The organism is Streptomyces sp. NPDC021225 (genome assembly GCF_044332865.1).
Classification (GTDB): domain Bacteria; phylum Actinomycetota; class Actinomycetes; order Streptomycetales; family Streptomycetaceae; genus Streptomyces.
The window spans coordinates 451,565-463,332 of sequence record NZ_JBIRPV010000007.1; the positions used below are offsets into that span (position 1 = coordinate 451,565).

General features: G+C 75.1%; 9 protein-coding genes and 1 pseudogene. 5 read left to right on the plus strand and 5 right to left on the minus strand.

Annotated features, from left to right (window positions below):
* Nucleotides 1-2 precede the first annotated feature (2 nt).
* On the minus strand, nucleotides 3-3,326 hold the full coding sequence (locus ACH4S9_RS30830; protein WP_398374898.1) for a sacsin N-terminal ATP-binding-like domain-containing protein: 3,324 nt from the start codon (nucleotides 3,324-3,326) through the stop codon (nucleotides 3-5).
* 419 nt (nucleotides 3,327-3,745) lie between these two features.
* Complete coding sequence (locus ACH4S9_RS30835; RefSeq protein WP_398374756.1) at nucleotides 3,746-4,657, minus strand: DUF3027 domain-containing protein; 912 nt, start codon at nucleotides 4,655-4,657, stop codon at nucleotides 3,746-3,748.
* Between the two features lie 437 nt (nucleotides 4,658-5,094).
* Here ACH4S9_RS30835 and ACH4S9_RS30840 point away from each other — a divergent pair, with 437 nt between their 5' ends.
* The 4 genes and pseudogenes from ACH4S9_RS30840 (at nucleotide 5,095) to ACH4S9_RS30855 (ending at nucleotide 8,778) form a co-directional block, all read left to right on the plus strand.
* Nucleotides 5,095-6,588 (plus strand): MFS transporter, encoded by a 1,494-nt coding sequence (locus ACH4S9_RS30840; RefSeq protein ID WP_398374758.1) that lies wholly within the window; start codon nucleotides 5,095-5,097, stop codon nucleotides 6,586-6,588.
* Between the two features lie 26 nt (nucleotides 6,589-6,614).
* Nucleotides 6,615-7,127 (plus strand): hypothetical protein, encoded by a 513-nt coding sequence (locus ACH4S9_RS30845; RefSeq protein ID WP_311724448.1) that lies wholly within the window; start codon nucleotides 6,615-6,617, stop codon nucleotides 7,125-7,127.
* Nucleotides 7,128-7,188: 61 nt separating this feature from the next.
* Nucleotides 7,189-7,872 (plus strand): annotated as a pseudogene (locus tag ACH4S9_RS30850) (futalosine hydrolase); the annotation flags it as partial.
* A gap of 39 nt (nucleotides 7,873-7,911) precedes the next feature.
* Nucleotides 7,912-8,778 carry a 1,4-dihydroxy-6-naphthoate synthase gene (locus tag ACH4S9_RS30855; protein ID WP_398374900.1) on the plus strand — a complete coding sequence of 289 codons (867 nt, stop codon included), beginning with the start codon at nucleotides 7,912-7,914 and terminating at the stop codon, nucleotides 8,776-8,778.
* Here the strand turns inward: ACH4S9_RS30855 and ACH4S9_RS30860 are convergent.
* Nucleotides 8,775-9,158: a cold-shock protein gene (locus tag ACH4S9_RS30860; RefSeq protein WP_311724449.1), complete on the minus strand. Its 384-nt coding sequence runs from the start codon at nucleotides 9,156-9,158 to the stop codon at nucleotides 8,775-8,777. The two genes, ACH4S9_RS30855 and ACH4S9_RS30860, sit on opposite strands and share 4 nt — an antisense overlap.
* A 182-nt stretch (nucleotides 9,159-9,340) precedes the next feature.
* Between ACH4S9_RS30860 and ACH4S9_RS30865 the strand changes: the two genes are divergently transcribed.
* Nucleotides 9,341-9,685: a hypothetical protein gene (locus ACH4S9_RS30865; protein WP_394816750.1), complete on the plus strand. Its 345-nt coding sequence runs from the start codon at nucleotides 9,341-9,343 to the stop codon at nucleotides 9,683-9,685.
* Nucleotides 9,686-9,740: 55 nt separating this feature from the next.
* Here the strand turns inward: ACH4S9_RS30865 and ACH4S9_RS30870 are convergent, their stop codons facing one another.
* Together ACH4S9_RS30870 and ACH4S9_RS30875 are read right to left on the minus strand one after the other, a co-directional pair.
* Complete coding sequence (locus ACH4S9_RS30870) at nucleotides 9,741-10,391, minus strand: HAD family hydrolase (protein ID WP_398374761.1); 651 nt, start codon at nucleotides 10,389-10,391, stop codon at nucleotides 9,741-9,743.
* Between the two features lie 93 nt (nucleotides 10,392-10,484).
* Complete coding sequence (locus ACH4S9_RS30875; RefSeq protein WP_398374763.1) at nucleotides 10,485-11,687, minus strand: hypothetical protein; 1,203 nt, start codon at nucleotides 11,685-11,687, stop codon at nucleotides 10,485-10,487.
* Between the last annotated feature and the right edge of the window lie 81 nt (nucleotides 11,688-11,768).

The following is an 11,768-nucleotide window of genomic DNA, read 5'->3' on the forward strand; positions in this document are numbered from 1 at the left end:
CGTCAGTCGAACCAGCGGGCCCGGGCCAGTTCCTCGGTGCGGGTCAGGTCCTCCAGGAGGGCCGCCACCTCGAAGCGGCGCGCCCACTGTCCTGCCGCCCAGGCCAGGCCCGCCGCCACGCCCTCCAGCGTCGAGGCGTGCAGGGTGCCGTCCGCATAGCGCCAGTCCAGTTCGGTGCCGCCCTCTACCAGCAGCTCCTCGTGCTCGACGTACGACAGCGGGGCGCCCGGCAGCAGTTCGCGCACCGCCGCCGGGACCTCGTGCGACTCGCCCTCGGAGACGACCGGGGCCGGGTACGCCTCGCTGAGCCGCCGCACCTGGAACAGCTCCGCCACGTCCGCCGCCCGCGTGGGCCGCACCGGCAGCAGCGCCCGCCCCTCCGCCTCGGCCAGCGGCATCAGGTCCGGCGCGTCCGCGACCAGCGCCTCCCCCGCGTCGACCACGCGCGCCTCGCCGTCGGCCACGGCGCGCAGCTCGTCCGGCAGGGTCACCTGCTCGGGGTCCAGGTCGGCCAGGAGCCCGTAGATGGCGTGCAGCTGGGCGGGGGTCACCGGGCGGTCCTCGTCGGCCAGCCTGGCCAGCAGCTCCGCCGCCCCGCCCGGCTCGTCCAGCAGCGCGGCGACCGAGGTCCGTACGCCCAGCGCCCGCAGCACCTGCTCGTCCTCGAACCCGGCCGCGTCCACCGGCTCGTACAGGCCGACCAGCAGCGGGTCGCCCCCGGCCGCGCGCAGCCCCGCCGGCCGGCGCCCGTCCAGCACCGGGTGGCCGCGCAGCCACCAGGCGGTGTACGAGCGCACGATCTCCGTCGTGCCGTTGGGCAGCAGCACCCGCACCGGCGCGGTGAGCGCGTCGCGCAGCGGCGGCTGCGCCAGCATCGCCAGCGCCCTGGGCCAGGCGTCGTCGTCGACCAGGTCAAGGTCCCGCACGGCGACGATCTCGGTGGCCACCGGCGGCACCGGGGTCTCGGGCAGCCGGTCCAGGACGTCCTCGCACCACACGTCGACCGCGTCCAGCAGGCCCACGTCGTCGGGCTCGGCGAAGTCCCCTTCCCTCGGCTCCAGCTCGTCCGGGTCCAGGACCACATCGGTGGCGCGCACCAGCGTGAAGCCGGCCAGCACGCCGACCGCCGCCAGCGTCTCCTCGCCCCAGCGCTCGGCGAGCTCGGCGTCGCACGCGGCCAGCTCGCCCTCTCGCATCACCTGCTCGAAGGCGCTCCCGGGGAAGACCAGCTCCCCGGCGGGGGCCGGCTCGCCGTCCTCGTCGGGCAGCGCCAGCGCGGCCAGCCACGGCTCGTCGCCGGGCGCCAGCCGGGCCTGCTGGACGAGGCCGAGAACCGTCTCGGCGAGCGTGTCGGGGCCGAGCGCGGCGGCGGGCGCGCCCTCGTCCTCCGCGAACGGGTCGTACTCGTCCTCCGCGTCCAGCGAGTGGGCGACGGCGGCCCGCACCTGAGGGGTGGTCAGCACGGCGCGCGGGGTCGCGGGGGTCGCGCCGAGCTTCTCCAGCAGCGGGTGGGCGGCGTCCGGATGGGCGACCTTCAGGCCAAGACGCGCCAGCGTGCGGTGCCGGTCGTCGCCCGGCTCCTCGCCCTCGCCCGGCAGCGGCAGCAGCACCTGCCGGGGCCCGATGGTCGTACGCCCGTCCGCCAGCGGCACCGGCAGCCCGCTGAGCCGGTCCGGGTCGGTGCCGCCCAGCGAGTCGTACAGCCGCCGCCACCACGCGGGGGCGCGCTCGACGCCCGCGAGCCGGTCGATCACCTCGCCGAGCGGCACCCGCGCCACGCCCAGCACCCGCAGCTCCTGCCGCCGTTCGAGACCGGCGGGCAGCAGCGTGGGGAACAGCTCGGCCAGCACCCCGACCGTCTCGGCGCCCGCGCCCTCCAGGATCTCGGCGTCCCGGGGCCGCAGCGCGTACGGCTCGCTGTCGGAGCCGCCGACCAGGATGTCGTCGTCCCACGGCTCGGCGCCCGGGTTCCCCGGACCGCCCTGCGCGGCGTCCGGGCCCAGCGCGTCCGGCGAGCCCAGCCAGCCCGTCTCCGTCCCGACAGCCCCGGCGCCAGCCTCTTCGCTGCCCGCCGGGGCGGCGGCGCTGGGCAGGAACGGCACGCGCGGCAGCAGCTCCAGGATCCGCCGGCGCAGCTCGCCGTCCAGCTCCCCCCGGCCCAGCGGGCCGGGCACCAGGTCGATCGTCCCGACCCCCACCGGGTGCCAGTCGCGCAGCAGCGCCGCGTACGCCTCGGCTGCCCGCTCCACCAGGAAGTCCGTCAGCGGCCCCGGGGCGGTGTGGCGGCGGGTGGGCTCCAGCGGGAAGGAGGCGATGAGCAGCGCGGGCACGCCCAGGGGCTCGTCCGTCGGCGTCGGCGCGTGCACCACCGGGGCCGTGTCCGGCCGCGCCGGGGCGCCCTCGGCGTCCACCGGCACCGCCCAGGTCACCGACCACACCGGCCGCAGCCGCTCCTCCACCGGGCGGTCGGCGAGCAGCGCGGCGTCCAGCGGGCCGCCCGCGGTCTCGGTCCGCCACCTGCGGACCCCCGCACGGCTGTCCTCGACGACCGTGTACGGACCCGCCCCCTCTGCCCGCGTCTGCCGCAGCGTCCGTACGCCCTCGGGCGTCTCGACCACGACCTCGGCCAGGCCCGGCAGGGTGATCAGCAGCGCGTCGTCGACACCGCCCAGCAGCCGCTCCACCACGTCCTGCGCGGCGCCGTCGCGCAGCGGCAGCACGACCACCGTGTCGTACCCGTCCGGCGCGGTGCCCTCCGCGGGCAGCGGCAGGCGCAGCAGCGGTACGTGCCCGTCGCGGCGGCGCAGCTCGTCCCCGAGGCCGGGGTTCGCCTCCGCCGCGCGCTGCGCCAGCTCCCGCGCCTCCGCCAGCGACCAGCGCACGCCGCCCGAGCGGCCCACGACCGCGGGCTCGTCGCTGACCGCGAGCACCGCCGCGAAGCCGACCCCGAACCGGCCGACGGCGGCGTCCTCCCACCCGGCGGTGTCGCGCTTCGCGGACGCCCGCAGCGTCGACAGCGACTCCACGCCGGCCGCGTCCAGTGGCGCCCCGGTGTTGGCCGCGGCCAGCACGGCGGGCTCGCCGTCCCGCGCCGGGTGCAGGGTCAGCCGCAGCCGGCCGGGCACGCCGGCCCGGGCGGCGGCGTCCGAGGCGTTCTGCGCCAGCTCGACCACGAGGCGATCACGGTGGCCGCCCAGCGCCAGGTCCTCCTCGGCGTTGGCGTCCTCCCGGAACCTCGCGGGAGACGCGGCCCAGGCGTCCAGCACGCCGCGCCGCAGCCGCGCGGTCCCGAACGGATCCGCGTCCTCCGTCGCGCCTCGCACCATCGCCGTGCTGCTCACGTGTCGCCTCCGGGGTCCTGGTCTGGGTCCGAACGGGGAACGCGACCCGCGCCTCAGGGTTCCCCCGCGGCCCGCCTTCCCCACTGCTGTTCGCCGAACGTACCGCCACCTCGCTCCCGATCTCGCGCCGCCCTCCTCACCATCCTGCGCCGCGGGGAGCCGCCGACGAGAGGTGAGGGGGTGGGGGTGCAGGGGTGGTGCCCTGTCGCTTGGGGTCCCCCATGCCGAAGGCCAGGGGAAATATTTGTGGCGCGAAGTTCCCCGCGCTTCCGGGCACCGGCGCCGTACATATGCGGTCCAGGGTGACAGCTCCGTAAGGCCCCGCCCCCGCACCCCGCACGCACAGCAGGCGCACGCACCACAAAGCTCAGGAAGAGCACCTCAGGAGCAGAGCAAGCACCCGCTCAGGAGTGCCCGAGCTCCTCCGCCGGAGTGTCAGCCTCCACCGAGCCCTCGGCCCGCTCCGCGGGCCCCCGCAGCGGCAGCGGCTCGACGACGGTCTCGTCGATCACCGGCAGCGCCGGGCGCGGCGGCTTCGGCATGACGGCGGCCTCGGAGTGCGCCCCACAGCCGTACGACAGGGAGACCACCCGCCCGTCGGCCGGGCTGAACTCGTTCGCGCAGACCCCGAACGCCTGCCGCAGCGACCCCGCGATCGGCACCAGGAAGCCGCAGGTCAGGCAGGACGCGGGGGCGGCCTGCGCCATCGGCGTGCGGGCGCCGAACGCGTCGTCCCAGCGGTCCGCCGCGCCATGCAGCCCGTAGCGGGACAGCACGCGGGCGCGCCGCATGCCCAGCTCCTCGGCGACGGACCCGATGCTGCCGACCGCGGGCGCCGCCTCCTGCGCGGCGGGCGCGCCGGCTGTCACATCGGCGTCCTCCACCGCCGCGAGCTGCTGCATCTCCTCCGAGACGACGGAGTTCGGCAGCGGGGTGTCCTCGCCCGAGTAGCCGGGCTCCAGCCGCATGTCCTCGGCCTCGCTGGGGAGCAGATCGCCCGGGCCCAGGTCGCCGGGGCGCAGCCGCTCGCTCCAGGGCACCCACTCGGGCGCCAGCAGCGCGTCCGGCCCGGGCAGGAGCACCGTCTCGTCGACGGTGACGACCTTCGCGCGGGAGGCCCGGGTGACGGTCACCGCCCAGCGCCAGCCGCGATAGCCCATCTCCTGGCACTCGAAGAGGTGCGTGACGACGCGGTCCGCGTCGGCCACGACGCGCACATGTGCGCCGACCGTGCCGGGGCTGGCGGTCTCGGCGGCCGCCTCGCGCGCGAGTTCGACCGCCTCGGCGCACAGGCGGTCGGGGGTACGGCTTCGCATCGCAGCACTCACAGGATCGATTCTCTCTTCCACGCCGTCGCAGCCGTCTGACGAGTGCGCCAGCCGCACAGCCGGGACGCGGGACCACGGACGGAGCGGACCATGGGGCCGCGTCGACGTCCGCGCCCGATCCTGCCTCGGGCGCACCTTGTACGTCCCATTCTGAGGGATGGCGACTCGGCGCGTGGCCAAGAACGACCGTCGGTGGCGCGTAACGCACGCTACCCTGTCCGGCCCATCCCGCCCCACCCCCGTCCCGGGACAACCTCGGAACAACCTCGCAGGACGACCACCGGAGATCGCCCCAAAAGCCTGGCTGACGTGGCTGTTGAACCAGACGTCGACGGATCACTGACAGATCACTGAAAGGGAAGACTTAGTTCCGGATGGCGGCCGGGGGCCTCACATATCGGCCGCCTTGGCTGCAACATGGTCGGGTGGATGTCGCGAGATTCATCGGTGACGGCCCGATCCGACGGTCAGGCCGTCGGATCGGGCGGGCGCTGCACCTCCCGTTCAGCGCGACCGGCAGGGGCATCCGCCGGGCCACCCACGCGCACGGGGCCGGCGAATCCGGCCTCGGCAAGCTGATCGAACTGCACGCCGTGAACTCCGCGGGCGACATGCTGATCACCGTCGCCCTCGCGTCCACCGTCTTCTTCTCCGTGCCGACCGACCAGGCGCGCGGGCGCGTCGCCCTCTACCTGGCCATCACCATGGCCCCCTTCATCCTCCTCGCCCCCGTCGTCGGCCCGCTGCTCGACCGGCTGCCGCACGGCCGCCGCGCCGCGATGGCCGGCGCCATGCTCACGCGCGCGGTGCTCGCGCTGACGATGGCGGGCGCGGTCGTGGGCGGCGGTCTTGAGCTGTATCCGGCGGCGCTGGGGGTGCTGGTGGCCTCCAAGTCGTACGGCGTGGTGCGCTCCGCCGTCGTGCCCCGCCTGCTGCCGCCCCGCTTCTCACTGGTCAAGGCCAACTCACGGGTCACCCTCGCCGGGCTGCTGGCGACCGGTCTTGCGGCCCCCATCGGGGCCGGGCTGCACCAGATCGGGCCGGGCTGGCCGCTGTACGGGGCGTGCGTGGTGTTCGCCGGGGGCGGCTTCCTCTCGTTCACGCTGCCGTCCAAGGTCGACTCCGCGAAGGGCGAGGGCCGGGTGCGCTTCACCTCCGGCGAGCACCATCTGCACCTGCCGAAGCCCGCGCACCGCGACCCAGAACCCGCCCCCGACCCCGACCCCACCGACACCCCGGCCCCGGACCCCGCCGACGCGGCCGCGCGCTCAGGCGCGAGCGCAGGCGCGGACGCGGACGCGGGCGACAAGGCCACGCGCCGCGTCAGCCTGCGCAAGGTCAGCCCGTCCGTGCTGCACGCCCTCCAGGCCTGCTCCTCGCTGAAGGCTCTGTCCGGCTTTCTGACCCTCTTCCTCGCCTTCCTGCTCCGCGAGCACCCGCTGGGCGGGCTGAGCCCCGAGATCTCGCTCGGCGTGGCCGCGGTCGCGGGGGGCGGCGGCAACGCGCTGGGCACGGCCATCGGCGCCTGGCTGCGGGAGCGCGGACCGGAGCGGATCATCGCGGTGGTGCTGACCTCGGCCCTGGGGGTGATCGTCGCGTCGGCGGCGCTCTACAGCGCGGTCATGGTCGCCGCCGTGGCCGCGACCGCCGGGTTCGCGCTGGCGCTGGCCAAGCAGTCGCTGGACGCGCTGATCCAGCGCGATGTGCCCGAGCGGGTCCGTACCTCCGCCTTCTCCCGCTCGGAGACCACGCTTCAGCTGGCGTGGGTCGTCGGCGGGGCCGTGGGCATCGCCGTCCCGCTCAACGGGGCGCTCGGCATGTCGATCGCCGGGGCGATGATCGCGCTGGGCACGGCGGCGAGCGTACGCGGGCTGCTGGCGGCCGCCCGGCACGGAGCGACACACCCGCGCGTGGCTTGACCGAGACGGCCAGATAGCCTGCCCGCATGACCGCTGCGCTGTTTTCCAGGGGCAAGGGCCGACGGGCCGCCACCGCCGCCTGTGTCGTGTCCCTCGGGCTCGTCGCCCTCTCCGCCTGCGACAAGCCGACCCCGCTGGCGACGGTCACGGTCGGTTCGGAGACCGTGACGACCGAGGCCCCCAAGGGCTGCTACAAGGACGGCGAGGTCGTCGCCAAGTCCGAGAAGCAGGTCACGGCGTGCCTGACCAAGAAGGCCGAGCAGTCGCTGAAGGTCAGCCCCGGCGAGAAGGTGCGGGTCGGCGTGGACCCGAAGATCGCCGAGTCGGGCTGGATCGTGATCAGCGAGGCCCGCGGCGTCGTCAGCGGCCAGTCCAAGAAGACGTACCGCAGTCTCGACAGCGAGACGCTGTTCCAGCAGACGAACCCGCAGACCGGCCAGACCACCACCCTCGACAGCGTGACCCTCGTGATCGTGGAGACCGGCGAGGGCACCGGGATCAAGGGCGCCTGGCCGATCAAGATCACGCGGGACGCCTGACACCCGACGCCTGACACCGACGTCTGACACCGACGCCTGACGGGAGATCCGGGAGCCGCTGATGCGCGTACTCGTCGTGACCGCCGTGCCCGCCGAGCGGGACGCGGTGCTGCGCGGCGCGGGCGCGACGGCGACCGAGGCAACCGAGGTCCCCGTACCCGGCGGACGGACGGCGCACCGCGCCGTCCGCCCCCCGCTCACCGTGGACGCCCTGGCCGCGGGGGTCGGCCCGGCCGCCGCGGCGGCGGCGACCGCCGCCGCCCTGACCGCCGCCGAGCTCGGCGGCGCGCCCTACGGCCTCGTCGTCTCGGCCGGCATCGGCGGCGGCTTCGCCCCCGCGCCGCTGGGCTCCGTCGTCGTCGCCGAGGCGATCGTCGCGGCCGATCTGGGTGCCGAGACCCCCGACGGCTTCGCCGCCGTCACCGAACTCGGCTTCGGGACCGTCGAACACCTCCCCGAGCCCGCGCTCGTACGGGCCGTGGCCGAGGCCACCGGCGCGGTGCGCGGCGCGGTGCTCACCGTGTCGACCGTGACCGGCAGCGCCGGGCGCGCCGCCGAGCTGCTCCGGCGCCATCCGGGCGCCGCCGCCGAGGCGATGGAGGGGTTCGGGGTGGCCGAGGCGGCCGCCGCGCACGGCGTGCCCGTTCTGGAGGTGCGGGCGGTCTCCAACGCCGTCGGCCCGCGCGACCGCGCGGCCTGGCGGATCGGCGGGGCGCTCGACGCCCTGGCGGGCGCCTTCCGCGACCTGACGCCCGCCCTCGCCACTCTGGAAGGGACCCAGCAGATGACCCCCGAGCCGCTCGGTATCGCGTATTCGCCGTGCCCGAACGACACATTCGTCTTCCACGCGTGGGCGCACGGTGGCGTCCCGGACGCACCCCCGATCGATGTCACGTTCGCCGACATCGACATCACCAACGGCATGGCGGAGCGCGGCGAGCTCGATGTGCTGAAGGTGTCGTACGCGGTCCTGCCGTGGATCCTGGACGAGTACGCGCTGGTGCCCTGCGGCGGGGCGCTCGGGCGCGGCTGCGGCCCGCTGGTGCTCACCAAGGAGCCGGGGCGGGCAAAGGACCTGGCGGGCAGGACGGTTGCCGTGCCGAGCGAGCGCTCGACGGCGTATCTGCTCTTCCGGCTGTGGGCGGCCGGCGAGGTGCCGGGCGGGGTGGGCGAGGTCGTCGTGCTCCCGTTCGACCAGATCATGCCCGCCGTGCGGGACGGCCGGGTGGACGCCGGTCTGGTCATCCACGAAGCCCGGTTCACCTATCAGAAGTACGGCCTGCACTGCCTGGCTGACATGGGCGAGCACTGGGAGCGCACCACCGGCCTGCCGATCCCCCTCGGCGCGATCGTCGCGAAGCGGTCGCTGGGCGCCGAGCGGCTGCGGGCCGTCGCCGAGACCATCCGCACGTCCGTACGGGCGGCTTGGGACGACCCGGCGGCGTCGCGCGGGTATGTCCTGGAGCACGCGCAGGAGATGGACCCGGCGGTCGCCGACCAGCACATCGGGCTCTACGTCAACGAGTTCACCGCCGACCTCGGCGAGGACGGCTACGCCGCGGTGCGCGGGCTGCTCACACGCGCGGCGGCCGAGGGGCTGGTCCCGCCCCTCGGCGACAACGCGCTGGAGTTCCCCGGACGTCTCGCCTAGACGTCGAGCTGGTCGGCCACCGCTCGCAGCATGCCCGCGATCTTGCTGCCGTGTGCCTTGTCGGGGTAGCGCCCGCGCTCCAGCTGCTGCGTCACGTTCTCCAGCAAGGTGGTCAGATCCTGGACGATGGACGCGAGCTCGTCCGGCTTGCGCCGCTGCGCGGCCGCGACGGACGGGGCGGGGTCCAGCACCGTCACCGAAAGTGCCTGGTCACCACGGTTTCCGGCCACGACGCCGAACTCGACTCGCTGCCCCGGCTTCAGCGAGTCCACGCCTTCCGGGAGCACCGACGAGTGCACGAAGACGTCGCCGCCGTCGTCACGGGAGAGAAAGCCGAAGCCCTTCTCGCTGTTGAACCACTTGACCTTGCCGGTAGGCACGTCTGTCCTCGTCCTCGTCACTCGTCGGAAAACACGTTAAAAACGGCTCTGGATAGCACTACAGCGGGTCGTAAGACCCGCCACCACCAAGGCTAATGGTCGGGAGCCTGGTGACAAGACGTACCCGGGTGGTTCCGGGTGGTGGTTCCTACGCGCGCTCTGCTCGGACCTACCCTGGTGCGGTGAGCAATGAAACCCCGCACGCCGGAACCTCCCCCGGCCACGACCGGGAGGCGCCCCTCCCCGGTGACCGGCTGGTACGCCTGGGCGTGATCGTCTTCGGCGTGGGCGCGGTGGCCACTCTCGTCACCGTGGCCCCGCTCTTCCTGGGCCTGCACCCGCTGCCGTCGGCCGCGTACTTCGTGTGCATGCTGATGGGCGTCGGGTTCGCGCTCGCCGCGGCGGGTCTGGTGCGCTCGATCGGGGCGCAGCGGCGCGCGGCCGCCCTGGCGAGCCAGGACGACCGGCCCTCCCGGCCGGCCGGGCAGGCGGAGTCCCCGTCGGCGTCCCCGTCGGCGCTCTCCTAGACGTCCTGCCGGGCGACGTCCCGCCGGGCGGCGCCCTGGCGGGCGTCCGCCCAGGTCAGCGCGGGGTTCCCCCCTCCAGGTGGCGCGCCAGCCACGCCGGGAAAGCGGTCAGGTCGTCGAGCACCACGTCGGCCCCCGCCGTCCGCAGCTCCTCCGCGTCGCACGGCCCGGTGGCGACCGCCACGGACAGCGCGCCCGCCGTGCGCGCGCCGCGCACGTCGCCCGTGTGGTCCCCGACGTACACCGATGCGCCGTACTCGCGCAGCGCCTCCCCCTTCGCCTCGGCCCACAGCCAGCCGACGACCGCGTCCGCCTCGATGCCCAGGTGGGCCAGGTGCAGCTTGGCGTTCGGCTCGTGCTTGGCCGTCACCACGACCGAGCGACCGCCCGCCTGCCGCACCGCCGCGATGGCCTCGCGGGCGCCGGGCATCGCAAGGGTGGGGGCTATCGCGTACTCCGGGTACATCGTGCGGTACATCTCCACCATCTCCTCGATCCGCTCGTCGGGGAACCAGTGCGCGAGCTCCTGCTCCAGCGGCGGGCCGAGGCGGGTGATGGCGAGGTCGGCGTCGACGAAGGTGCCGGTGGCGGCGGAGAGCGCCTCGAAGGCGGCCTTGATGCCGGGGCGGGAGTCGATCAGGGTCATGTCGAGGTCGAAACCGACCGTCACGGAATGCTGGGGCGTAGACGAAGGCATGCCCGACATTGTGCCCCGCGCCCCATTCGGCCCCCGCGCCGCCCGTTCCGCGCCCCGTTCCGCGCCGCGGGCCCCGGCGGCCGGAGGGCCGGCCGCCCGGGGTCAGCTCCGCCGCCGCCTCGCGCGCCATACGAGGAAGAGCGCCGACGAGATCGCGGCGGCGCGCACGACGACCGGCCAGGCCCCCTGGATCGCGTCCCCCATGCCGTTCTCGGGGATCTGCTCGCCCCATTTGCCGCTGGCCCGGCCCCACAGCCAGGCCATGGTCCCGGCCGCGACCAGGCCGGGCATGCCCAGCACGGCCCACTTCGCCTCGGCGGGCGACAGCTTGCGCGTGTAGTAGGCGATCACCCAGCCGAAGGCCATCACGATGAGGTTGCCCAGCGCGGCTCCGGCCACGAGCAGCGCGGCCGCGAGAAGGACCAGCAGGCTGAGGGGGCCCGCCTTCTCCTCCCCGCCCCCGTCCCCGCCCTTTTTCTTGCCGCGCCGCAGCGCGCGGCGGAGCAGCCCGGGCCGCCGCGCCGCCTTGCCGCCGGCGGCCTCCGCCTCCTCGGCGCCCGCGTCGGCGTCCTGCTCCGTGCCCTCGCCCGCGGCCTCCCCGGTCTCCCTGTCCGTCTCGCCCGGCATGCCGAGCAGTTCGGGGATCTCGACGCCGCCGACGAACCCCTCCACCTGCCCGAACGGGGAGTCGCGCTGTTCCGGCTGGGCGAACGGGCCGGGCTCGACATGCCACCAGTCGGGGTTGGAGTCGCGGGGGCCGAGCTCGTCCTCGCCCGCGAGATGCGGCGGCGAGGCGGCCGGGGGCGACCGGAGCGCGTGCCTGTCAACTTGGTCAGCTTTGCCTGAGGATGCCCCGTCGGACGTGGAAGGAGACGGCGAGTCGCCGTCGCGCGGGGTCGGTACCTTGCCGATCAGCCCGCTGCGCTCGGCGAGCCCGGACAGCTTGTCGCGCGCCGCGCGCGCCACCCCGCCCGCGCCCGCGCCGCGCGGCGGCTGCGCGCTCCCGTACGCCCCGTCGGCGCCTCCCGCGCCCCCGGCGCCCACCGTGCCCCCGCCCGGAACGTCCCCCTCGCGCGGGCGGCCCCCGGCGGCGGCCACCACCTCCGAGGGCGTGCCCAGCTTGGCGAGAATCCGCTTCACCCCGGCCGGGCTGTCCGAGCCGACGGACCCCCGTCTCTGGTCGATGTCGGCGCGCAACTCGGCGACCAGCCGCATCCGGTCACCGGACGGCAGACCCTGTTGCTGTGCCAGATCGCCGACACGGCTCAGATAGTCGTAGACGAGCTGTTCGCTCTCGATCCCCACCAAGACCCCTGAGAATGCACACCGCTGGCGTATCAGACCGTCCCGACGGTACCGCGCCGGACGGGCGGGCCGCCGCATCTC

What these genes read in the sequence shown, in the direction of transcription:
- ACH4S9_RS30830 (WP_398374898.1), bottom strand. Translation starts at nt 3,326, where the DNA reads ATGGTGCGAGGCGCGACGGAGGACGCGGATCCGTTCGGGACCGCGCGG.
- ACH4S9_RS30835 (WP_398374756.1), bottom strand. Translation starts at nt 4,657, where the DNA reads ATGCGAAGCCGTACCCCCGACCGCCTGTGCGCCGAGGCGGTCGAACTC.
- ACH4S9_RS30845 (WP_311724448.1), top strand. Translation starts at nt 6,615, where the DNA reads ATGACCGCTGCGCTGTTTTCCAGGGGCAAGGGCCGACGGGCCGCCACC.
- ACH4S9_RS30855 (WP_398374900.1), top strand. Translation starts at nt 7,912, where the DNA reads ATGACCCCCGAGCCGCTCGGTATCGCGTATTCGCCGTGCCCGAACGAC.
- ACH4S9_RS30870 (WP_398374761.1), bottom strand. Translation starts at nt 10,391, where the DNA reads ATGTCGGGCATGCCTTCGTCTACGCCCCAGCATTCCGTGACGGTCGGT.